The sequence below is a fragment of the Vibrio sp. MOR3 genome, assembly GCF_001557775.1.
In the GTDB taxonomy this organism is placed as follows: Bacteria; Pseudomonadota; Gammaproteobacteria; order Enterobacterales; family Vibrionaceae; genus Vibrio; species Vibrio jasicida.
The window spans coordinates 988,972-1,011,376 of the sequence record NZ_LNRD01000001.1; the positions used below are offsets into that span (position 1 = coordinate 988,972).

Annotated in this window: 20 protein-coding genes and 3 tRNA genes; 5 read left to right on the forward strand and 18 right to left on the reverse strand. The window is 44.8% G+C overall.

From position 1 onward, the window contains the following. Positions 1-8 precede the first annotated feature (8 nt). Positions 9-908, reverse strand: a complete 900-nt coding sequence (locus ATB76_RS04390) for an AraC family transcriptional regulator (RefSeq protein ID WP_042604242.1) — start codon at positions 906-908, stop codon at positions 9-11. A 52-nt stretch (positions 909-960) separates the two neighbouring features. Between ATB76_RS04390 and ATB76_RS04395 the strand changes: the two genes are divergently transcribed. Next, a complete protein-coding gene (locus ATB76_RS04395; RefSeq protein WP_061034722.1) occupies positions 961-2,346 on the forward strand; it encodes an MATE family efflux transporter in 1,386 nt (461 codons plus the stop codon). A gap of 12 nt (positions 2,347-2,358) precedes the next feature. Here ATB76_RS04395 and ATB76_RS04400 read toward each other — a convergent pair whose 3' ends face one another. Both ATB76_RS04400 and ATB76_RS04405 read right to left on the reverse strand, forming a co-directional pair. Then, complete coding sequence (locus ATB76_RS04400; RefSeq protein WP_039976558.1) at positions 2,359-2,754, reverse strand: nitrous oxide-stimulated promoter family protein; 396 nt, start codon at positions 2,752-2,754, stop codon at positions 2,359-2,361. A gap of 14 nt (positions 2,755-2,768) precedes the next feature. After that, on the reverse strand, positions 2,769-3,278 hold the full coding sequence (locus ATB76_RS04405) for a GNAT family N-acetyltransferase (protein ID WP_061034723.1): 510 nt from the start codon (positions 3,276-3,278) through the stop codon (positions 2,769-2,771). Between the two features lie 72 nt (positions 3,279-3,350). Between ATB76_RS04405 and ATB76_RS04410 the strand changes: the two genes are divergently transcribed. Next, a complete protein-coding gene (locus tag ATB76_RS04410; RefSeq protein WP_045420274.1) occupies positions 3,351-3,545 on the forward strand; it encodes a DUF2986 domain-containing protein in 195 nt (64 codons plus the stop codon). A gap of 72 nt (positions 3,546-3,617) precedes the next feature. Here ATB76_RS04410 and ATB76_RS04415 read toward each other — a convergent pair whose 3' ends face one another. Both ATB76_RS04415 and ATB76_RS04420 read right to left on the reverse strand, forming a co-directional pair. Further along, positions 3,618-5,786, reverse strand: a complete 2,169-nt coding sequence (locus ATB76_RS04415) for a TonB-dependent receptor (protein WP_061034724.1) — start codon at positions 5,784-5,786, stop codon at positions 3,618-3,620. 89 nt (positions 5,787-5,875) lie between these two features. Then, positions 5,876-6,616, reverse strand: a complete 741-nt coding sequence (locus ATB76_RS04420; protein WP_061034762.1) for a siderophore ferric iron reductase — start codon at positions 6,614-6,616, stop codon at positions 5,876-5,878. A 418-nt stretch (positions 6,617-7,034) separates the two neighbouring features. Between ATB76_RS04420 and ATB76_RS04425 the strand changes: the two genes are divergently transcribed. Then, positions 7,035-8,366: an anaerobic C4-dicarboxylate transporter gene (locus ATB76_RS04425; protein WP_038877310.1), complete on the forward strand. Its 1,332-nt coding sequence runs from the start codon at positions 7,035-7,037 to the stop codon at positions 8,364-8,366. Between the two features lie 101 nt (positions 8,367-8,467). Here the strand turns inward: ATB76_RS04425 and ATB76_RS04430 are convergent, their stop codons facing one another. Then, on the reverse strand, positions 8,468-8,956 hold the full coding sequence (locus ATB76_RS04430; RefSeq protein WP_038865790.1) for an NYN domain-containing protein: 489 nt from the start codon (positions 8,954-8,956) through the stop codon (positions 8,468-8,470). Positions 8,957-9,083: 127 nt separating this feature from the next. Between ATB76_RS04430 and ATB76_RS04435 the strand changes: the two genes are divergently transcribed. Beyond that, the gene (locus ATB76_RS04435) at positions 9,084-9,524 is read left to right on the forward strand and encodes a DUF4174 domain-containing protein (protein WP_042604246.1); all 441 of its coding nucleotides are present in this window, start codon (positions 9,084-9,086) and stop codon (positions 9,522-9,524) included. Between the two features lie 21 nt (positions 9,525-9,545). On the opposite strand, the gene cobA is transcribed toward ATB76_RS04435, so the two are convergent. From cobA to ATB76_RS04485, 10 genes are all read right to left on the reverse strand, one after another. Next, positions 9,546-10,304: a uroporphyrinogen-III C-methyltransferase gene (cobA, locus tag ATB76_RS04440; RefSeq protein ID WP_061034725.1), complete on the reverse strand. Its 759-nt coding sequence runs from the start codon at positions 10,302-10,304 to the stop codon at positions 9,546-9,548. 206 nt (positions 10,305-10,510) lie between these two features. Then, the gene (locus tag ATB76_RS04445; protein ID WP_038865796.1) at positions 10,511-11,359 is read right to left on the reverse strand and encodes a formate/nitrite transporter family protein; all 849 of its coding nucleotides are present in this window, start codon (positions 11,357-11,359) and stop codon (positions 10,511-10,513) included. 184 nt (positions 11,360-11,543) lie between these two features. Next, on the reverse strand, positions 11,544-11,867 hold the full coding sequence (gene nirD, locus ATB76_RS04450) for a nitrite reductase small subunit NirD (protein WP_038877303.1): 324 nt from the start codon (positions 11,865-11,867) through the stop codon (positions 11,544-11,546). 13 nt (positions 11,868-11,880) lie between these two features. Continuing rightward, positions 11,881-14,445, reverse strand: a complete 2,565-nt coding sequence (nirB, locus tag ATB76_RS04455) for a nitrite reductase large subunit NirB (protein WP_061034726.1) — start codon at positions 14,443-14,445, stop codon at positions 11,881-11,883. Between the two features lie 276 nt (positions 14,446-14,721). Then, positions 14,722-16,203 (reverse strand): nucleoside hydrolase, encoded by a 1,482-nt coding sequence (locus ATB76_RS04460; RefSeq protein ID WP_061034727.1) that lies wholly within the window; start codon positions 16,201-16,203, stop codon positions 14,722-14,724. A gap of 77 nt (positions 16,204-16,280) precedes the next feature. After that, the gene (locus ATB76_RS04465; RefSeq protein ID WP_235860689.1) at positions 16,281-17,633 is read right to left on the reverse strand and encodes a diguanylate cyclase; all 1,353 of its coding nucleotides are present in this window, start codon (positions 17,631-17,633) and stop codon (positions 16,281-16,283) included. 128 nt (positions 17,634-17,761) lie between these two features. Next, positions 17,762-18,256, reverse strand: coding sequence for a hypothetical protein (locus ATB76_RS04470; RefSeq protein WP_039976568.1), 495 nt, complete (start codon positions 18,254-18,256; stop codon positions 17,762-17,764). A gap of 351 nt (positions 18,257-18,607) precedes the next feature. Then, positions 18,608-18,681 (reverse strand) — tRNA-Cys (locus tag ATB76_RS04475). Positions 18,682-18,857: 176 nt separating this feature from the next. Then, positions 18,858-18,931: transfer RNA gene (locus ATB76_RS04480), tRNA-Cys, on the reverse strand. A 135-nt stretch (positions 18,932-19,066) separates the two neighbouring features. Beyond that, a tRNA-Leu gene (locus tag ATB76_RS04485) sits at positions 19,067-19,153 on the reverse strand. A gap of 384 nt (positions 19,154-19,537) precedes the next feature. Between ATB76_RS04485 and ATB76_RS04490 the strand changes: the two genes are divergently transcribed. Beyond that, positions 19,538-20,326: a lipase gene (locus tag ATB76_RS04490; RefSeq protein WP_038874049.1), complete on the forward strand. Its 789-nt coding sequence runs from the start codon at positions 19,538-19,540 to the stop codon at positions 20,324-20,326. Between the two features lie 82 nt (positions 20,327-20,408). On the opposite strand, the gene ATB76_RS04495 is transcribed toward ATB76_RS04490, so the two are convergent. After that, a complete protein-coding gene (locus ATB76_RS04495) occupies positions 20,409-20,654 on the reverse strand; it encodes a hypothetical protein (protein ID WP_045422511.1) in 246 nt (81 codons plus the stop codon). Positions 20,655-20,791: 137 nt separating this feature from the next. Then, on the reverse strand, positions 20,792-22,315 hold the full coding sequence (gene amyS / locus ATB76_RS04500; RefSeq protein WP_061034729.1) for an alpha-amylase: 1,524 nt from the start codon (positions 22,313-22,315) through the stop codon (positions 20,792-20,794). Between the last annotated feature and the right edge of the window lie 90 nt (positions 22,316-22,405).

Below are 22,405 nucleotides of genomic sequence, written 5' to 3' on the forward strand. Positions count from 1 at the left end.
AAAACGACTCATTGGTTTTGATTCTCCAGTAACCTCTTGCGATAACGTGTTGGCGAAGTGCCGTAGAACTTTTTAAATCGATGAGTGAAATTGTAAGGGTCACGATACCCCAAACGGTTGGCAATCATTGCGACTGACCAAGCTGGATACTGCAATAAGTCTGCGGCCTTGTGCATACGAAGCTCAATTAACTTGCTTCTCGGACTCATATTGAAAAGCTGTTTAGATAAACGGTTGAACTGTTCTTCACTGATAAAACACTGCTTGGCCATTTCGGCAATGGTCCACGGCAAGTGTAACTGACCTTCAACTTCGTTAAAGAGTGTTTGAACGCGCGATAGCGATGTACTGATTGGGGTTTCAACACTTTTTACCAATCGTTGCACTTCACTGATCAACAACTGACGAAACCCCGTTCGTCCCCCTATTTCGTTGTAGAGTAAGGTCATCAGTGACCATACCTGCTCAGAGCCCCTAAACGGCACCACGGTTTGCCCCAAGTCAGAGAGATACTGCCAAGCCTCTGTATTTTGGGGCAGAAGCCAAACCATCTTCCAGAGTCCTTTGCTTGGATTCATTTCAAATCGAAAACACGTATCTACGGGCAAAATAGTCAGCGTATAAGGCTCAATTTCTTTAACAAAATCCGGTGTAATCAAAACACCGCCACCTTCAATGGTAAACAGCAAGGTATGAACGCCCACTTTGTCTCGCTCGACATGGTAACCATCGCGCAGTTCAGCAAGCCCCGCCATAAAGATATCGGCTCGTTTCCATTCGGGGATTTCAGTTAGAGTCAGGAATCGTTCTTTACATGCGGGTGCTAAATGCACATCGTCGTGCCACTCTGTTTTGATGGCAAATTGTTCGATGACGGATTTGCACAGGTTTTGTGGTTTTTCGCACATGTATTTCTGTCCCTATTGGCTTTATATTCCTCACAAATTTCGAGGAGTAACTATGACGAACAATATTGGCATCAAAAACAGCGACAACTCTTTATCTAGCGGACTACTTAAGCAGATCGTCCGCTTGGGTTTCCCTGTCGCGATCCAGAGTGCGTTGGTGGCTATTCTCGCCTTGGCTGATGTTCTCATGGTTAGTGACTTTGGTAAAGAAGCAACCGCCGCTGTGGGAATTGCCTCAAAATGGTACTTTGTTGCAATCATGATTATGGCTGGCTTAGCATCGGCAAACGGCACACTCGTTGCTCAATATTGGGGACGTGAAGACGCGGTAAGCGCCAAAACCGTTACTGGTATAGCGATTCGGTTTGGTTTAAAAGTCTTGATTCCTGTTACCCTGATAATCACAGTCGGTAGCGAACTTATCATGCGTCTACAAACCAACGATACGCAAGTCATCGAACTCGGCTCCACTTACCTTTGGTATGCATTTCCTGTTCTGTTACTCACTCATATCATCATTGTTTTAGAAGCGAGCATGCGCTCTTCTGGTGACACCGTCACTCCTTTACTTTTGGGGGCGGTGACGATTGTTCTCAATATCGCACTTAACTTCTGGCTCATCAAAGGTGGTTTCGGTGTACCAGCAATGGGCGTTGCAGGTGCGGCTTTGGCGACAACGATTTCTCGCCTGTTCCAAGTGCTTGCAATGGTTGGTTACATGCGTTGGCGTAAGCATTGGTTATTGGAAGTGAAAGAAGGTTCTGAGCGCCCTTCTTTGTGGCTCTCTTATCGCCGTTTGGCGCTTCCAATGACGTTAGGTGCATTGCTTTGGGCAATTGGCACTATGGTGTATCAAATGATCTTTGGGCATATGGGCACAACAGAACTGGCGGTATTCAGCATGTTAGGCCCGTTTGAGTCGCTATGTTATTCCATCTTCTTTGGTATTTCGGTGGCGTGCTCTGTGATGATTGGCCAGTCGTTAGGGCGTGATGCTTTTGAACAAGCTCAGTACATGGCAAGCTTCTTCATTAAAGCGGTTTTTGTGTTTGGTATTTCGATTGGTGCGTTACTGCTACTAAACCGAGAATTAATCATTGCTGCTTTGAACTTAGACAACCCTGAGCTCTACCCACTTGCAGCACCTGCGGTGGTGATTTTATGCAGCGCGATTTGGCTACGCATGCTTAACATGATTATCATCAACGGTATTATCCGAGCTGGCGGAGACAATGTATTTTGTTTGCGTATGGACTTTATCGCGATGTGGATGACAGGCTTACCTTTGTGTGCGGTTGCTGCGTTTGCACTAGGTTGGGAATTCAAATACGTTTACGCGCTGATGATCACCGAAGAAGTGGTGAAATTAGCATTGTGTTATCGCAGATACACGCAAAAGTATTGGATTAAGAATTTAACGGTAGTGACAACTTCTTAATTCTTATGTTGGCTAGGATTTCTTACCCTCGCGCTCTGCACTCATCCGTTTGTGGCGATTCGACGCATTGGCAGCAGGTTTTTCAGGCACCTCGCGTTTCTCATGCATCAAGTGTCGAATTGCCAAGATTGGGTGTTTAAGCAACATTCTCGGCCCCGAATAACGCATCACTAGGCGCATTTGTTCTTTAGGCTCTGGCTTGTAACAGTGAATCGGACATTTGTTGCAAGTCGGCTTGTCTTCTCCGTAAGGACAACGATCAAGGCGCACTTCTGCATATTCTAATAATTCACGACATTCTGTACACAACTCACCTTTCGTACCATGGTGATCTTTGCAATAGACCTCAACCATAGCTTTAACGGTTTTAAATTCAGTGGCGAGTTTGCCCAGTAAAATGTCGCTCATTGTTCACCCTTTGATTACAGCGTCATGGTGTAGAGTTGTAAAGTTCGGCCATTATCGTAAGTCTGCTCAATACGTTCAAACTGAAAGCCCAATTTTTCTAGCAAACTTATACTACGATTATTGTCATTATTGGTGATGGCGACCAAGTTTTCTATTTTCATCTCGCCCCGAGCAAAATCAACCACGACACTCGCCGCTTCTTTTGCGTAACCTTTGCCATAAGCGCTAGGTAGATAACCGTAACCAATATCAAACGCCGTTAATGTGTCGCGTTTGACCAAACCACAAATGCCTATAGGTTGTCTATCATGATTGGTTTCTACCACCAGCAAACTGACGCCCTTGAGTTCTTGCATCCTTAACATGTTGTCTTGAATGTAGCGTTTTGCTTCTTCTAAGGTGCGAATCTGCTTGTCACCGACGAAACGATAAAAGTCAGGTTGATTGTAGAGTTCTAAAATAAAAGACGCATCTTCTACACTAACAAGGCGAAGTGTCAGGCGTTCTGTAATAAGTGTTTTCATAAGGAATCCATTAGGCTTGTAACTTGGTGGAAAAATCACTATCCTGCCCCGCTAAATTAAAGGACCAACACCATGAACCGCAAGAAGAAAATCAACTCGATCTTAAAAGCGAAGTTGAAAAAACAAAATGCAAAGCTTCATAAGAGCAACAAGCCTCGCTACATCTCAAAAGCAGAGCGTGCGAAGATGGAAGCCGAAGAGCAAAACCAGACGGCAGAACAAACGTCTGAAAATGTGGTTGAAACGCAAACCACTGATGAAGCTTAAATAAGAAAAGCCGCATAATGCGGCTTTTTTATCCAAATTTAACGTGCTTATTTGTATTTCGAATACTGACGTCTAGTACTCAAGGCTGTAGTTAAGCGTGAACGTACGACCTCTTCCCTTGTAGTCATAAGCAGAAGACTCATAGTGAGTCGCATACAGGATTTGCGCACGTTGTCCCCACACCGTGGTGTAATCCTCGTTAAATAAGTTTTGGATTCCGAATCCTAACTGCCCCATAGGTAGCGTCACGTTACCCAATAGATCAAACGTTGTGTAGCCGTCTAACTTGTTATTGGCATCATCTTCATAATCAAACATGGTTTGGCTCTGTAGGCGTAACGCGTAGTCGTTTTGATACCAGGCCGCCCAAGCATTCGCCTTTGATGAACTTGCTTTGCCTGCATTTAAATCTTCCCATTTGCCGTCAGTTTTTAGCTCAGACACCACATAGTGACCAGATGCACCGACGAGAACATCGCTAGTCACCCAGTAGTTGATGTTCGCTTCAGCACCGTAGACGCGTTGTTCATCATCGACATTCGTAATCAAAAGTGTGTTACGGTCGTATTTGATTGAGTTGTCGGATAATGAATAGTAACCCGCGGCTTGTAATGAGAGCGCATCTTTATCCAGTCTGTAACCAATCTCATAACTGTCCGTTTTAATACCAGACATTTTTGAATCAGAGACGTTAATACTGTCTTGCAATACATAATGACCATTTGCATCGACCGCTTCATATGTCCCTTGACCATAATACTTCGCGGGGTCTGCTAATTGGAAACCTTGCGAGAAGTTCGCCCAAACTTGCGATTCATTATTGATCTGATAAATCGTGCCTAGGTTAAACAGACTTACCGAATAATCAGTACTGCCACCCGGTACGGAATCAGCAGATGCTCCTACGCCCGCCGCAATTTTCTTTTGCACGCTGTATGCGACAAAATCATCAATCTGGTTATCTATATATTGGTAGCGATAACCAGCTTGCACAGACCAATCGTGGTTAATTTGGTAATCACCTTGAACAAACAACGCATAAGAAGACACATCGACACCAGGGTAACGACCGACTTGAGCGTATGTTTTATTTACTAGGTTGCCAGAGTCATTTGCAATGGTGGGATTAAACAGTGCTTGGTTGCTGTCAAATCGGTCTAGGTAGGCATCTACCCCATAAACTAAATTGAATGACTGCCAAGCCTTCGCTAACGCTAAGCGACCAGAAAAGACTTCGGTTTCTTGTTGAGATGCACTTTGGAAATAGGGAGTAAACGTCTGGTCTTCACTACGGTAAGAAACCTCACCAATTAATTGATGACCAAATACCGCGTCATGGCTGTAGCTGGCGCTTAAGAGCAAACGCTCTGTGCCGTGTTCACGATCTGAATCAAACCCTTTACGTACATCCACAAAGTCGCGCCCGACAATGTACAAACCATACGGCGAATCTTGCTGGCTATCGTAATACTGGGCAACAAGATTAAGTTGGCTGGTTTCAGACGTTTGAATTTCTGTTGACCCCATGACATCGAGCGTTGAATTATACTGAAGTGATCCTTGAGAGATATCTGGTGTGACAATGTGACCGTTCCCATCGTAAAAACCTTGCGTTTCACTGTACACGACGGCGCCACGTGCTGTGACTTTTTCGGTGCCATCAGAAATAGACTGTGCGACTTTGTAATCGAAGTCTTCACTGCTGTTAAAACCCGATGTACCACTAACAAAAGACTCAAATGCAAGATCTTCAGAAGCCGCTTTCTTAGTTACGATATTAATCACACCACCTGTCGCGCCAGCACCATAAATCGATGTGGCTCCTGAAAGCACTTCAATTCGTTCAATATTAAATGGGTCTATGGCTTCAAGTTGACGGCTGATGGGGCGAGAAGATTGCAGCGATACCCCATCTATCATCACAAGCATGGCTCGGCCGCGTAAGTTTTGACCGTAGTTGGTTCTTCCGCCGGTACCAACGTCCAATGACGGAATTGTCGCAGAGAGAATATCACCCAGCGTTTTACCCGCTCGATATTGTTGAGAAATTTGTTCTTGATCGACAAACCAAACGGAGCCGGGTATATCCGAAATGGATTTAGGAACAACGCTACCTACGACCACCATTTGCTCGTCGGCATTTTTCTGTTGAAGAATAGATTGGTCAGCGAGGGCCTGTGCTGCATAGCCACTGCTCATCGCGAGCACGATGAGATTAAGAGAAAACTTCCTTTTTATCATTGTCTTTATCTTTTTATAAACTTAAAGAGATGACAATAATACTCATTCGCACTCACATATCGAGCATTGTTACATATGTTATCAATATGTTAGCCCTGCATATTTCTCGATCTGATTAACTGTTTATTTTTATCCGTTCTTGGGCAGTCTTCGCAGAGTTGTCTTCCTTCACATTTGTAAACCAGACAACAGCTCTTGCGTACTAATTTTAGTGGCTGCTCTTCGCCTACATTATACAAAGACGAGACGTTGGTCGTATTCAATCCAAGCGCCTCTAACCACAAATTGGCTTGGGCTTGAATCATCTCATTAGTAAATTGCGGAAAGTTTTGTTGTAGTCGTAGTAAGCAAGACATAACGCCATCAGACATCAATTGTTGAGTAAACCCGGGGCGAATTCTTGTCCATTCGCTCATTTGAATTTGGTAAAAGTCGTAAACCTCACGTATTTGCCCACCCGCTTCTTTTATTAAGTCCTCAATTTCCCCGTGAACATGTTGTTCATCAGGGAAACGGTAACCCGTGACAAAACCAGAGTGAACGTACTGTCCCATGCCTCTTAGGTTAGGTAGCGTGTGAAAGCCATAAATAGAAATGAATACCACAAACATCGGTTGCCAACACAGTAAGTCCCATGTTCGAGTAAGCCAATAGGCTTTACCGGCCTCTGGATGCACCTTTGAGAGCGTTTGATAGAGTTCTTGAACAATTGGATTGATGTCATTATCGAGATGGATAGCACCCGGTTCAATTACACCAATACTGCCATGTAAATAAGGCGTGACCTCTTTAGAGTAATGAAATAGTTGTTGGAAAAATTGTTCAGACATGGCTGTACTTACTGACGCTATCATTTGCAAGCAGTTATACTCAAGCATCAAGGCGAATGCAAATGGTTATCAGTATGATTTATTCCTTTGCACTAATAATCAAATAACGATCAACAGAAAAAACTCGCTGCTTTTATTGAGTCCAAACTCAAGCCAACAAGCATATAGAGCAAAATTCAAACAGAAATAACTCCAATCAGTGCACCAAAATGGACAGGTTTAACCTTAGACACGGACGATTCAAACATTCCAACAACACCCTTTCAATGCATCATTAACACTGACACGGCTCAGCGTGAGTTATTCCCAATTATTGGACATTGCTGTTTCCTATAAAACAGAATGTGAACAAAGCTAAGTATTTTTTCCTTGAATACCGAAACAATAGAAGTCCCTGTTTCTAATAAGGAAATTAAACATGTTGTATCTTGAGTTTCTATTTTTGCTCGTGATGCTGTATATCGGCTCACGGTATGGCGGCATTGGTCTTGGTGTCGTTTCTGGTATTGGTTTGGTCATTGAGGTTTTCATCTTCAAAATGCCTCCAACCTCTCCGCCAGTGACCGTAATGCTGATCATCCTCGCGGTGGTCACTTGTGCCTCCATTCTTGAAGCCGCAGGTGGCTTAAAATACATGTTGCAGGTGGCAGAGCGCGTATTACGTAAGAACCCTAAACGCGTCACGCTTATTGCGCCGTTCGTGACTTACTTTATGACTTTCCTACTTGGTACTGGTCACGCGGTTTACTCTATCATGCCAATCATTGGCGACGTTGCGCTTAAAAACGGCATTCGTCCTGAGCGCCCTATGGCAGCAGCATCGGTTGCTTCTCAAATCGCCATTACTGCATCACCAATTTCAGCAGCAGTGGTTTACTACCTTGCACAATTGTCTGATATCCAACACGAGATCACCCTACTTTCTATTTTACTCGTTACTGTGCCTGCCACATTGTTCGGTACTTTGCTGATGTCCCTTTACAGCTTAAAACGCGGTAAAGAACTTGAAGACGATGAAGAATACCAAGAACGTCTAAAAGATCCGGTTTGGAGAGACAAGATCCTGAATACAACCGCAACTTCGCTCGATGAAATATTGCCCGTAAGCGCACGTAATTCAGTATTGCTATTCATTCTATCGATTCTCGTGATTGTAGTGATTGCTATGTGGCCGGAAGTTCGAACTATTGTCGACGGCGGCAAACCAATCAGTATGGCGGTGGTTATCCAAATGATGATGCTCTGCTTCGGCGGTATCATTCTGCTTGCGACAAAAACCGATCCACGTGATGTTCCAAACGGCGTGGTCTTCAAATCCGGTATGGTGGCGGCGATTGCGATCTTCGGTATCGCATGGATGTCAGACACCTACTTCCAATACGCAATGCCTCAATTTAAATCCGGCATCGTAGAGATGGTAACTAGCTACCCTTGGACCTTCGCTCTTGCACTATTCATCGTATCGGTTGTGGTGAACTCTCAAGCAGCGACAGCGCGTATGATGTTGCCAGTCGGTTTAGGTCTAGGCTTGGAGCCAGCATTGCTTATCGGCTTGATGCCAGCGGTTTACGGCTACTTCTTTATTCCAAACTACCCTTCGGATATCGCAACTGTGAACTTCGATACCTCAGGTACAACTAAGATTGGTAAGTGGTACTTCAACCACTCATTCATGTCTGTGGGTTTAATCGGCGTGATTGGTGCGTGTTGTTTGGGTTACTTACTAGGACAAATGATCATTCCTTCGTAAATCATCTGAATCAGAATAAGGGGCGAGTCATTGTACGTTTGCGTACAGCCTGAAGTGACTCGCCCTTTCTTTGATTCTCGAAGCTATACAGCTAGGCGAGATTAGAGAAGAAAGTCTTCATCGATAGCGACGAAGTTATCGGCACAATCGATCAAGGTTTGAGACGTAAGCCTAGGTACGCCATACACTGTGACTCTCTTATTGAAGCGCTGCTGAATTCGCTCAACCAGCAAGCAAAAGTCACCATCACCAGAGACCAATACGACTTCATCTACGTCTTGTGCTACTTCGATGGCATCAAGTGTAATACCCACATCCCAATCGCCTTTTGCACTACCGTCACGTCGCTGAATAAACGGTTTAAGCATGACTTCGAAGCCTACACCACGCAGGATATGATGAAATTGACGCTGCTTCGGGTCATTACTCGCAATCGCATAAGCTTTTGCACTCGCCACTTCTTTCCCTTGTGTCGCAACATACCAAAACTGGTTGTAATCAAAATTGCTGCGGTACGCTTCGCGGCAGGTGTAATACACATTCTGCACATCAACCAAGATGGCGATCTTTTGTTTGCTTTCCGAATTCATCAAGTTCTATGCCTTATTTGTTTGTGCCATACCCTAAGCGAACTTGCGCCAAAGCACAATGAACTAATTCCACTAAACTTATCGTATAACCTGATAATCGGAGTTTCGCGTTTCAAGGAGGGAAACCATGAACAAGCCTACTATAGCCCTGTTGCTTTCATGCCTCATATCAAGTGCCGCGTTTGGTTACCCTGCCCACTCTCAATATTGGCCACACCGCAGCGTCTTATATTTTGCGCCAGAAAACGACAATCATGTGAAACAGTTTTTGCTAGAGGCTTTAATGAATGAGTGTGAACTTGAAGACAGAGACGTGATAACGCTCGTCATTGCAGAAGATGGGTATACAGAGCCGTCTTGGTTGAAAGAAGAGTTTGACCTTAAGATGCTAGCCAAACTTTACGAAGTGAAACAAGGCCAACACACGGCGATTCTATTAGGTAAAGATGGTGAAGAGAAACACCGCTGGGGAGCGAAAACCGATTGGCAATTCATCAACAATCTGATCGATGAAATGCCAATGCGTAAAAGGGAGATGCAGCAGAAACGCAGTCCTTGCGCGATCTAACGCTTAAGATTAAGTCTTCGGCTACTTGCCGAACCAATCCAATTTGTTGTGCAGCTGAGTAACGCTACCAACCACAATCAATGCCGGGCTCACGGCTTGCTCTGCCATGCTCGATAGCTCGTTCAACTTTCCTTGGAACACGCGCTGCTCTGGTCGCGTACCGTTTTCAATAATGGCGCATGACATCTCAGGATCTAGCCCGTGAGTGATCAGCTTATCCATAATGTGGCCGCTTTGCTTCAAACCCATGTAGAACACAAGTGTGTTATTGGATTGTGCTAGAGAACGCCATTCAATTTCGCGCCCATCTTTTTGTACATGACCTGTGATGAACTGTACGCTTTGTGCATGGTCACGGTGCGTTAATGGAATTCCGGCATAAGCCGTTGCACCCGCCGCCGCCGTAATACCCGGCACCACTTCGTATTTGATGCCAAATTCTGCCAGCTCTTCTAGCTCTTCACCACCACGGCCAAAGATAAATGAATCACCGCCCTTTAGACGCACAACGCGTTTACCTTCTTGCGCTTTCTGCACCAAGATTTGGTTGATTTGATCTTGAGGTACGCAGTGAAAGTCCAACTTCTTGCCAACATAGATCATCTCTGCTGATGCGTGAGCCAATTCCAGAATGTCTTTCGACACCAATCGGTCGTAAACCACAACTTCAGCCGCTTGAATGGCTTTTAAGCCTTTTACGGTAAGCAGATCTGGGTCACCAGGACCGGCACCAACAAGAGAAACAAAGCCGCTGTTTAAAGATGAGTTAACAGTAGTCATATCAACGCCTATCGAAAAATTTAGATATAAAGAGTAACACTCGCGTTATGCACTTAGGGTTAAAACCACTCTAAGGAGTTATTACTTTTTATAGCTAAACCAATAAATATGTCGCGAAAGCGAAAGTTAAAAATTGAAATCCAGGTTGGTGAATGGTCCCGCCCATCCAGAAGCGGGACCATATTAAGTGTGTTACCGGTGAATGGTTATTTAGCCATTGCTGGCTGTGCTTTTACTTCTTCTTCAGCATTGATAGAAGGCGCAGTTTTTGCGTGAGTTAGGTACAGTGGAATACAAGTCATCACTAGACCACCAACAATATTACCTAGGATGGTTGGGATAAGGTTGAAGTTCAACCAAGTCGCGATACCAAAATCAGCACCTAGGATCATACCTAGTGGGAATAGGAACATGTTTACTACTGTGTGCTCAAATACTAGTGCGAAGAAGATGAAGATTGGGAACCACATCATTGCTACGCGACCAGACACTGAACGTGCTGTCATGTTGCCGATAACGCCTAGACACACCATTAGGTTACAGAAGATGCCGCGTACGAAACACGTGATCCATCCGTCCATCCCCATGTTTTCAAAACCAAGGCTACGCGCGGTAGAAACAGCGACAAATTTCTTCGCTACTGCGTTCAGTTCTAGAGAGAAGTTACCTGTTAGAGAGATAGCAACTAGGTAAGCAACGATTAGAGAACCGATAAGGTTACCCAAACCGACAAGCCCCCAACAACGGAAGATGCGGCCCCAAGTGATGCCTGGGCGGTTTGCAAACTTAGCTAAAGGAGCAAGACCGAATACGCCAGTAACGAGGTCGTAACCCATCACACTTAGAATCACGAAACCAACAGGGAAGACAAGTGCACCTACAATACCAACGCCAGTTTGAACGATAGTCGTAATCGCAACAACGACCGCAAGTGACAGGATAATACCTGCCATTGTGCCGCGAAGTAGCAAATCGCGAGTGCTGGTGTTTGTTTTCGCTTCACCCACGTTAATCATGGTTTGTACGAATTCAGCAGGTTTAAAGTCTGTAGACATGAATGTGTCCTTATTCAAAAGTTGAAAGTTAAAAATTAAAGATTGAATAGAGAAAGGCTTCCCGTTAACTCAGTAACACCTTGCTTCCTTGTCCCCCGCAGGTGAACATCGAAAAACCTTTACCTATTAAATCTAGATTTCGGTTCATTCCCTCCCCCGAAGAGAAGGGAATTTAACCAAGCTCTTATGCTGAGATTTCGACTTTGCCTTTTGTTACACGCGTTTTGTACGCTTTCACGTTAAAGTGTTCGTCTTCCATGCACGCACCTGTTTTCAGGTTAAAGCGTTGTTTCTTAAGTGGGCTTGCCACCCAAAGCTCGCCTTGGTGCTCACAGATCAAACCGCGAGAGAGCACGTTTGATTGGAAAAAAGGGTCTGTGTTGCTAATCGCTAGCACTTCTTCCGCTTCAGTTGGACGAAATACCGCTACTTGTTGACCATCAACCAGTGCACAAACACCTGTGCCCGGTACGATGTCGCTAATTTGGCAAATCTTTTCAAATGACATAATCAACCTTCCCTTATGCTTCTGTAATCGCTACGTGTAGGATGTCGCCTTTCGCTTCAGGGTGCTTCTCCGTGAAGGTTGCTGGGCGGTGCTGTTCGCGTTCTTGTACAAAAACAACATTGTCATCGCGTTTATCTGAGTTAACGAAGTGTGCAAAACGAGTCAGCTGTGATTCATCATTGATGGTTGCAGTCCACTCACACTCGTACTCATCGACTAGTTTCGCAACATCAGTTTCTAGCTGAGCATTAATGCCAAGTTTGTCGTTAACAATCACTTCGCGTAGGTAGTCAACGCCACCTTCCATGTTTTCCATCCAAACTGATGTACGTTGTAGTGGCGCAGCAGTACGGATGTAGAACATCATGAAGCGGTCGATGTACTTGATCAGAGTCTCTTTGTCTAAGTCGCTCGCTAGTAGGTCTGCATGACGAGGTTTCATACCGCCGTTACCACATACGTACATGTTCCAGCCTGCGTCAGTCGCGATGATACCAAGGTCTTTACCTTGCGCTTCCGCACACTCACGAGTACAGCCAGAAACACCGAACTTCATCTTATGAGGTGTACGAATGCCTTTGTAACGATTCTCGATGTAAGAACCTAGGCCAACAGAATCTTGAACGCCGTAACGACACCAAGTAGAGCCAACACATGTCTTCGCCATACGAAGTGCTTTTGCGTACGCTTGACCTGTTTCGAAACCAGCGTCGATAAGCTTGCGCCAGATCTCTGGAAGATCGTCTTTTTGAGCACCAAACAGACCAATACGTTGAGCACCAGTTACTTTGGTGTATAGGTTGTATTCTTCTGCAACAGCGGCAAGCACGCCCAAAGCTTGAGGCGTTACTTCACCACCCGCCATACGTGGGATTACTGAGTAAGTACCGTCTTTTTGGATGTTACCTAGGAAGTTATCGTTCGTGTCGTGCAGCTTAACCAGTTGTGGCTTAAGAATGTGCTCACCCCAACAAGAGGCCAAGATTGAACCAGCCAGTGGTTTACAAACTTCACAGCCATAACCTTTACCGTATTTCTCTAGAAGCTCATCAAACGTTTTGATCTCTTCAATGCGGATTAGGTGGAACAACTCTTGGCGTGAGTATGCAAAGTGCTCACACACGTCGTTCTTCACTTCGATACCAGATTTAGCAAGCTCAGCATTTAGAACAGAGGTCACTAGAGGAATACAACCACCACAGCCTGTACCTGCGCCTGTTACTGCTTTGATGTCGCCCAATGTGTGGTGACCATCAGCAACTGCTTGTGCGATCTTGCCTTTTGTCACGTCAAAGCATGAACAAATAACCGCGCTCTCCGGCAATGCGTCTGCACCCAAAGAAGGTTTTTCAGCCCCTGCGTGTGCTGGTAGGATCAACGCATCTGGGTGTTCTGGTAGGTCGATTTCGTTCAGCATAAGCTGTAGAAGATCACCATAGTCAGACGTATCGCCAACCATTACTGCACCTAGCAGTTTCTTGTTGTCTTCCGATACGATAAGACGTTTGTAAACTTCTTGTTCTTCGTTTTGGTAAACGTAACTCTTACAGCCTTCAGTGCGACCGTTCGCATCACCGATAGAACCAACTTTCACACCAAGCAGTTTTAGCTTCGCAGACATGTCAGCGCCTTCGAACTTGCTTTCCGTGTTTCCAAGTAGGTGATCCACTGCAACCGTCGCCATCTTGTAGCCAGGAGCCACAAGACCGTAGAACATTTCGTTCCAAGATGCGCACTCACCGATAGCGTAGATGTTTTCATCAGACGTTTGGCAGTAGTCGTTAATGGCAATACCACCACGTGGCGCAACGTCTAGGTCCATCTGACGAGCCAGTTTGTCTTGAGGTCGGATACCTGCCGAAAATACAATGAAGTCTGTTTCTAGTTCAGTGCCGTCAGCGAAACGCATAACGTTGCGTGCGCTTTCCCCTTCTGCTGCAATCTCAAGCGTGTTTTTGCTGGTGTGAACGTTCACGCCCATACGCTCGATTTTTTGACGAAGCTGATTACCACCAGCAAGGTCAAGCTGCTCAGCCATCAGTTTTGGTGCGAACTCAACCACGTGAGTTTCCACACCCAGAGCTTTTAACGCGCCTGCAGCTTCAAGGCCTAGAAGACCACCACCGATAACCACACCAGATTTGCTTTTCTTCGCACACGCTTCGATCGCTTTTAGATCTTCGATAGTGCGGTAAACAAAACAGTCTTTGCTTTCATGACCTTTGATAGGCGGTACAAATGGGAATGAGCCAGTAGCAAGAATCAGCTTGTCATATTTAATTTCACGACCTGTGCTTGAATAAACAATACGGTTTTCACGGTTGATGTTAATCGCGCGCTCGCCGATCAACATATTGATGCCGTGTTTCTCGTAGAAGCCTTCTTTTACTAAAGAAAGTTCATCTGCAGTATGGTGAGAAAAGTAAGAGGAAAGGTGCACACGGTCGTATGCGACTCGAGGTTCTTCACAAAAAACCGTGATATCCATATTAGAGACATCGGTTTTCTCGACTAAGTCTTCGATGTAACGGTGGCCTACCATACCGTTACCGACGACTACTAGCTTCAACTTGCTCATTGTACTTCCTAAGGGTTAGGTTCTTAACTGTCTGCATTGTTAATTGTGAAAGAAAATTAATACATGATGTAAATCAATTACGGAATTAAACTACCCTAAAGGGGTAGGAGCACTTTTTAACCCGTATTTAAACCTTTGCTTTCGTAACTTCAACAAAATTAATGTAACCCGAATAAAATAAGATCACCCTTTTTGTCATATTTCTTAATAACAAACAAAAAGCAAGCACCAAAGTGCTTGCCTTCTCTGTTCAAAAAATTATTTAAATTCAGTCAATTAGACAATGCCTCGAGACGTACCTACCCTCCGCCCTTCTTCCATTTCCCATTGAATGCCGTATTTGTCTATCCAGTAGAAGAAGGAAATCGGGAATCCGTCGAGCTTTTCAGGATGATATTCATCCGACGTATTGATCATGGTTACCCCTTCTTGTTGTTTTAAGTAACGGAAGACTTCACCACAGTTTGAAACTTCTAGCGCGACATGACGAGGGCCGCCTAAGTCATAAGTTTTTGGTTGAGGGGGGATGTCTTTTGTCCCGATTGGTGTGTGATATTTCATCAATTCAAGATAGACCGACGCATAAGGATGCTTCACAAACAGCACGTCAACGACAACATCTTGTCCAGCTAAACCTGCATCTTGGTTGAACTCGGCCATACTCACACCGCGGTAATCCATTTTTTGCCGCTGAGCATCAAGTGCGCGTTCAAAGCCGAGTACTCGCTGGTAGTAATCAGCCGCAGCATCAACATCATCGACAATGACATTGATATGAGATAACCCAAGTACAAATGCACCAATGTCGCGCTCCGCTAAACGCTTGAGCATTTCCGGTTCAGCATCTGGCGATACTTCAACTACATAGTCGACCTCTCGTCCCTGCTCTATCGATTCATTGCAAACCAGATAGGCTTTCTCTTTGTGTTTGTCCGTATCACTTGCCGCGATCTCCAGCTTGGCCTCCCAAGAATGAGATACAAACCATTCTGGATTCACCACATAAGCTGCAGCAACCATATCGAAAGGGATGAACCCTTCTTTTGCACCAAAGAGCAGTTTCCACTCTGTCCACCAAATCATTGAGTGTTGTTCCAGAAAGTGGCTTAAACTGCTGGCGTGGCTCATGGCTCTTAGTTCAGAAAAGTTCACCCAGACATCCGCACACACCTCAAAAGGAACCAATGTTAAAGGTACATCGCTACTTAAAAGTACTTCGAAAGCCGCTTCGTCGACCTCAAAGTTGAGATCGCGAAATGGACGCGTTTGATGTTTGCTCGCGACAAAATGCTGGTCGGTACTGCGGCGGCCTGCAACACAAACGATCTTTTCGATGTTGTGAAGCACATCAGGGTAATGTTTAATCAGCAGTGCAATATTGGTTAACGCACCAATTGCCAAAATAGTCAGAGGCTCTTGTTTTAGTTGATCAGCAAGATCGGTAACGGCTTTTGGAACCCCCACAGCAGAGTCAAAGAAGCTTGCACTTCCCTTTGAAACACTCAGATATGTCGGACCAAACTTTTGGATAAAAGACTGTGCGATTTCAGTCGTCACTTCAATATCGTCGCAGTTACCCAATGTAGAGCTTACTCCAACAATATCCACTTCTTGGCTTCGAAGTAACAAGCCCAGTGCATACCCGTCATCGACATCACATGGCTTTAAACCACTCTTGTGACCAATGGTGATATCAGTATCCACCCATAAACGTGTTTGTGAGCCGCAAAACTGTTTATCTTCCCCAATATGATGCATGGAGACTCCTTTCTCTTTGCTATTTTTTGAATTTAGTTTGGCCAGCGTGGGCCGGTGAAAAACTGGACAAATACCAGTTAAATTTGGATAGGCTTCGCCATGATCACCGTATTTCGGCCAGTGTCTTTGGCGGTGTATAGGTTTTTATCTGCAATTTCAAAAGCACGCTCTAGTGCTGCCTGACAGGATTCAAAGGTTGGTTCTTGTGCTGAGAGTGTTATTGGAACAGCGCCAACAGAGATAGTAACTACACCAGATGGTTGATTCTTCATATGTGGTATAGAGAGTGTTTCTACGGCCTGCCTTAAACGTTCGACTTTAGAATTCAGGACGTCAGGATTGTTACCATAAACGAGCAGAGCAAACTCCTCCCCACCCAAACGATAAGACGGCTGGTCTGCCCCAAGCTGTGAACGGAATACTTCCGCCACGTCACAAAGTGCGTTATCCCCTTCGGTATGGCCATAGGTGTCGTTAAACTTTTTAAAGTTATCGATATCACACAGAACAAAGCAGACGTACTCCATAGTCTTGAGTGAATCTCGAACAAAGAACGGCGCGCTACGTTTATACAAAAACCGAGAACCAACCCCTGTCAGCGTATCAGTATCTGTTTGTTGACGAAGCACACGAAGTTGATTTTTGATCTTGGTGATCAAGCTAGAATATGAGCGTGCCAACTCGCCAATTTCATCAGAACGTCGGATTTCCGGAATATGGGATTGATCTATTTTCTCAATGTCTTTCTTCATCGAAGTAGACAAACGCTTTAATGGGCTAACGATCCACATCGTAACGACATAGATAAGTATCATTGAAATCAAGATGGCAATGAGCGCTTCACGACTTAGCTCTTTGATGAGGTTTAACTTGATATGGTCGAGCTGGCTTGCATCCAACACTGCCCAGATGTAGCCACCGTTATTGTTACGAAGTGGTAGGCAAACATGCAGCACTGACAAGGTAGAATCGTAATAGAAGTCAGTTTGACGTAGCACATCCTTATTCCAAGGTAATTCCGTCTCCCTGTTTAAACGCTGGCTATCTTGCAACGCATCGAGGTCGATGCTCGTTTTGTTTACCAGATATTGGAGCTTATTCCGTTTTATCTCATCTTCATCAGGCGTCATTGAAAGCATACGAAGTAGATTATCTTTTTGTCCCTTTAAGCTGCCTACTTCGTAATCACTGACATCAATCCGCCATACTTGGTTGGTTTGAGCGAGGTAACGCACAGCTACCTCTTGAGTTTTGTAATCCGATACGCCAGACACTTCGACGAAAAGCAAATCATCGATAGCATTCAAATTTGCCTTAGTAGATGGCATCATTAAGTTTGCGTAATTCCGCCCTGCGATCGATCCAGACAAGAAGGTCATTTGAGAAGAAAGGTGAGTTTTTGCCATGGTCGCAGCATGTTCAATGCGCATATCCCATTCGCTCTGGAACCGAGTCAATGACAAACCAAAGATAATCGACATCACTAACACCAGATGCGAAACAAACAACATCTGGTTAATCGTAAGCCAACCAAAAACTCGCGTGCTCATTTTTGCTACTACTTGTCTTTGTACACACCTAAGACAGGCTCTGCACACGTTCCGTTGATACAGATATCTTGATAGGTCGTGTGACAGCTTTGACAAAAAGAAGGTTCGAGAGATGGATGAGTATGACTGATGTCTTTTCCTTGACGATCATAACTTCCGTATATCGCCATACCGCCAATGTGCTCTGTTACCCAAACGATGCCATCGACTTCAGAAATGGCAACGGCTGTTGGACCATCGGTATATGGTCCGTGGGTTTTATATTGTTCTAGTTTTGCTGGGTTAACTCGGATCGTCAGTGGCGAACCCTGACCATTATTGATCCAGCTATAAGCTCGAACAGATTCTTGTATAAAAAGAGAAGTATCTGGAGGTAGAACCGTGTCTGCTGGTAGGTTTTGTGACTCTTTTACAACAGGCCAATCGAGCCACCCTTCTGGGTAACTGGCCATTGAAGCAGCGAAAGTTGAACAAGACGCAGCACTTAACACCAAGGCTAGCATTCGCCTGCTTTTACGACTAAACACGTGTTTTTCTCCCTAAAACAACAATGGGCTCGTCCTGAGCCAAAATCAAACAATGTCATATATTAACAATACGTTATATATGATGTTATCAATTAGCCTTTAGTAATGCACCAAGTTTATAATTAACAACGTTCTGTTAATAGAGTTGAATGTGCAAAACTGGAACATAAAATTGTGGTGTTAAGTCGAAAATGAGGATTACGTCGAATTTGACGCAATAAATATCGGTTACTGATGAGTAAATTTATGAACAAACGTCTTAAATTTTGACTTATTGAGTGAATGGTCAGAGGTCTTAAGTGAAGTGATTGTGTATTAAGAAGAAGATGGAGGCGCCTCCCGGAGTCGAACCGAGGTCCACGGATTTGCAATCCGCTGCATAGCCACTCTGCCAAGGCGCCATTTTATCGTTTCTAAGAAGAAACATTGAGGTTTTCGTTAGGGTTAACCTTTTCGATGGTCAATGTGACAGATTCTATTCAAATTTTCTAGAAGCTAAATCAGCCTCAAATAATTTAAATAAACACACTAACCTAATCGTACGTTCGATAATGAGATGCGATGGTACTCAATCGAATGGAGGCGCCTCCCGGAGTCGAACCGAGGTCCACGGATTTGCAATCCGCTGCATAGCCACTCTGCCAAGGCGCCTTACCGATTTTTGTTCTCTGAGACTTTAAAAATCTCAATCTACGAGAGATGGTGCCCCAGGCCGGAATTGATGGTCCGACACTCGGCCGGTCAACTCGACGGCGGGATGTTAAATCCACGCACTCAATTTGCGGATGGTGCCCCGGGCCGGACTTGAACCGGCACAACGCGAACGTCGAGGGATTTTAAATCCCTTGTGTCTACCAATTCCACCACCAGGGCAACGCAATCATGCGATGGCAACACCACCTGCTCTAGCGACCTGTGCCGCGAGAACGAGGCGTACTTTAACGGATTCAGATTTTAGATCAACAGATATTTTGTCTTTTTCATTCATATGGTTAAAAAGGCGACTCACATGCACAATCTACGATCATTTTGCGCAATTCATATACACAGCGAATGGCATCTTCCCTAATCCCGGTCTTGCTTGTACAAACAAAAAACTTCAAAACCCTCCTACATTGAATGAATACTGACGCAGTACTCTGCTTTCACTGGCCCTTGAGTAATAACGCTTCGCCAACCTCTGTTCATTTCTCATCTTCATCTATTTTTCATATTTCACGTCTAGAGTTTACGTTGACCAAGAGACAGAAAAATAATGTGAAGCCTTTAAAACGATATCAGTACGAACGCTACGCCGTCCTTTGTAATCTCGCCTACCCCAGAGTCTTTAAACAGACCCGCTATGGGTTTGATCCTAATGGGCAGCGCATCATTAAAAACGAGTTTGGCAAAACCATGATCCGTGTTTTATGGAGCAAGAAGCGTACGGAAGTCGTCGTGGTAATTAAAGGTTCGCATAGCATGACCGATTGGCTGTTGAACTTCGCGATGTGGACACGCAGCTGCAAGCGCTTGGGGCTAAACTATCGAATCCATGCAGGCTTCTACCATTTGTTATTTCAAGAAAGCCAACCTTCTCGAAATGAAGATCGTCTTGGTTTGAGTGTAATTGAACGATTAGAAGCCACTATTGTACCTCTAATTCTACAAGGCAAGCGCATCACCATTACTGGGCATTCATCGGGCGGCGCAATTGGTAGCGTGTTTGCCGATTATATCGAAAGAAAGTACCCGAAAAGCATCAAACGTGTGGTGACATTTGGTCAACCAGCGATTGGTGATTGGACATTCAAGAAACGCTATCGTTTAAGTCACAAAACCTATCGAATCTGTTGCGACATCGATATTGTTACCTTTATGCCTCCGGTGCCTTTTCTCTACTGGCATGTGGGCAAAATGCTTTGGCTTTATAACGGTAGGATTTACGAGAACACACCAACGTTGATGCGGCTTGGACGCTCTTTGGTGAGTTGGTTGATACGCCCTTTTTCTTATCACTTGATGAGTAAGTACATTCGAAATAAAGACTTCTTTGATGAACGGTAATCCATTGCTTCGCTTTCTAGGGATTAAAGGACGGATACAAAAAGAGCCAGTATTAAACTGGCTCTTTAGTCTTGGTTCAGAATTACAAGGACGCAATTTCTTTATCAAGTTGGTATTTGTTGTCGGTAACGATGCGCTCTAATACTTCAACGCGCTGTTTGAGCTCTGCGACTTGCTTGTTCAAACCATTTCGCTCTTCTTCACTCATCTGATTGCGTTCAGAGACCTCTAACGCTTTTACTTCCTTACGATGGTTAAGAACCAGCTTAACGATACCACCACCAAATATTGCACTGAATACAATCGCAACAATCAAAACGTCAGCCATAGATTCCTTTCCTTAATCTGCCTACTGATAATGCTCAGGTATAAAGTTACGCATATGTTTCATGAATATCAAACAAGACATTAATTAAATGCGCGCTATTTTCGAAATCGGTCACACCTGCAAGTCTATGAGCCTGATTATTTAACGCCGACCCAAACAGAAACCGAACCGCCGTTTACTGGGAACTCCGCCCATCCACTAGCGTTAGTCCAGACTTCTTCGGTGCGAATACCTAACTTATCGATGTAACGCGTACTCGGTGAACCTGTGTACATCCATTTTGTTCCGCCAGGACCATCACTCATGATAACCGCCATTGAGTTCGGGTGTTCCGCATCCCCTTCTCGTGTCCAACCAATCACATCCCAATGATCAAGGTAGGAGTGCTGCTTGCCATAAGCATAATCTTTACGTGCTTTCACCAACTGCTCAATATACGGCACTTTCACCATGTTGATGTCGTGTCCTTTATCACTGTATTGTGCGCCGTAGTAATCCGCGTAGAACACTGACGGATAACCTTCTTCACGAAGCAAAATGAACGCGTACGCAAGAGGCTTGAACCACCAATCCACCGGAGACTCCAGCGCTTGCAGTGGTTGCGTATCATGGTTCTCGACTAATGTTACCGCTTTCACTGGGTTGTCCTTCATCAAGGTGCCATCCATGATTTGGCGCATATCGAAGTTGCCACCCGAGCGTGAAGCGTTATAGAAGTTCATGTGTAGCGGTGCATCAAACAATGACATGCTGCCAGAAGTCTTAGTGATAAAGTTATGCAGGTTGTTCACGTCGTAGTTCCAGTACTCACCCACAGTAAACAGCTCTTTGCCTGTCTTCCAACGTAAGTAATCGATCCACTCTTGTAGGTACTGATATTTGATGTGTTTAACCGCGTCCATTCGGAAGCCATCCACACCCGTCATGTTTAAGTACCACTCGCCCCAGTCTTTCAACTCTTGTTTGACTTCTGGGTGATCCATGTCTAAGTCTGCGTACATGAGGTAGTCGTAGTTGCCTTTTTCAGAACTGACTTCCCAATCCCATGCTTTGCCGTCACCTTTGAATTTGAAGATCGCTTTTTCTTTACCTGCGTCATCCCAGTCGACCCCGTCAAAGTGATACCACGTCCAATGGAAGTCTGAGTATTTATCGTTACGTCCTGGGAAGCTAAATTCGACCCAAGCTTCAATCCATTTGTCGCCGAGTTCAATGTTTCGGTTGTTCCAATCGACTCGCTTGGTGTCGACCCACGATTTACCATCCGCACCGCCACGGTGGTTAAACACCACATCACCATAAATTTGAATGTTGTTTGCGTGTGCCGCGTTAACAGCATCGAGGTATTGGTCTTTGCTGCCGTACTTGGTTCGTACCGATCCTTTTTGATCAAACTCGCCTAAGTCATACATATCGTAAACACCATAACCTACGTCATTGCTACCACCGGCACCTTTGTAGGCAGGCGGCAGCCATAACGCGGTAAAGCCGTTGTCAGATAACGCTGGTGCGTTGTTTTCAACTTGTGTCCAGAGTGTGCCGTCATTTGGCACATACCAATGGAAATACTGCATCATGGTTCCATTTTGTGCCGCCATAACCGGCGAACTGAGCAGCAAAGTTAAAGGTAAAAGTGTGGGTTTAAGGTTGAATGTTTTCATTATTTTTCTCTCACGTTTTAGAACGAAGTTCGAACTTAGAGAGCTAACATGACAGGTAGAAGAGATCCAACTAACCGTCTGTTGTACAAC

Coding starts and splice junctions, on each gene's coding strand:
- nirD (WP_038877303.1), bottom strand. CDS start 11,867: ATGTCATTTGAAAAGATTTGCCAAATTAGCGACATCGTACCGGGCACA.
- ATB76_RS04445 (WP_038865796.1), bottom strand. CDS start 11,359: ATGTCTACAGACTTTAAACCTGCTGAATTCGTACAAACCATGATTAAC.
- ATB76_RS04465 (WP_235860689.1), bottom strand. CDS start 17,633: ATGCGCATTGAACATGCTGCGACCATGGCAAAAACTCACCTTTCTTCT.
- nirB (WP_061034726.1), bottom strand. CDS start 14,445: ATGAGCAAGTTGAAGCTAGTAGTCGTCGGTAACGGTATGGTAGGCCAC.
- ATB76_RS04460 (WP_061034727.1), bottom strand. CDS start 16,203: ATGCATCATATTGGGGAAGATAAACAGTTTTGCGGCTCACAAACACGT.
- cobA (WP_061034725.1), bottom strand. CDS start 10,304: ATGACTACTGTTAACTCATCTTTAAACAGCGGCTTTGTTTCTCTTGTT.
- ATB76_RS04410 (WP_045420274.1), top strand. CDS start 3,351: ATGAACCGCAAGAAGAAAATCAACTCGATCTTAAAAGCGAAGTTGAAA.
- ATB76_RS04425 (WP_038877310.1), top strand. CDS start 7,035: ATGTTGTATCTTGAGTTTCTATTTTTGCTCGTGATGCTGTATATCGGC.
- ATB76_RS04495 (WP_045422511.1), bottom strand. CDS start 20,654: ATGGCTGACGTTTTGATTGTTGCGATTGTATTCAGTGCAATATTTGGT.
- amyS (WP_061034729.1), bottom strand. CDS start 22,315: ATGAAAACATTCAACCTTAAACCCACACTTTTACCTTTAACTTTGCTG.
- ATB76_RS04430 (WP_038865790.1), bottom strand. CDS start 8,956: ATGAATTCGGAAAGCAAACAAAAGATCGCCATCTTGGTTGATGTGCAG.
- ATB76_RS04435 (WP_042604246.1), top strand. CDS start 9,084: ATGAACAAGCCTACTATAGCCCTGTTGCTTTCATGCCTCATATCAAGT.
- ATB76_RS04470 (WP_039976568.1), bottom strand. CDS start 18,256: ATGCTAGCCTTGGTGTTAAGTGCTGCGTCTTGTTCAACTTTCGCTGCT.
- ATB76_RS04420 (WP_061034762.1), bottom strand. CDS start 6,616: ATGTCTGAACAATTTTTCCAACAACTATTTCATTACTCTAAAGAGGTC.
- ATB76_RS04395 (WP_061034722.1), top strand. CDS start 961: ATGACGAACAATATTGGCATCAAAAACAGCGACAACTCTTTATCTAGC.
- ATB76_RS04390 (WP_042604242.1), bottom strand. CDS start 908: ATGTGCGAAAAACCACAAAACCTGTGCAAATCCGTCATCGAACAATTT.
- ATB76_RS04405 (WP_061034723.1), bottom strand. CDS start 3,278: ATGAAAACACTTATTACAGAACGCCTGACACTTCGCCTTGTTAGTGTA.
- ATB76_RS04400 (WP_039976558.1), bottom strand. CDS start 2,754: ATGAGCGACATTTTACTGGGCAAACTCGCCACTGAATTTAAAACCGTT.
- ATB76_RS04415 (WP_061034724.1), bottom strand. CDS start 5,786: ATGATAAAAAGGAAGTTTTCTCTTAATCTCATCGTGCTCGCGATGAGC.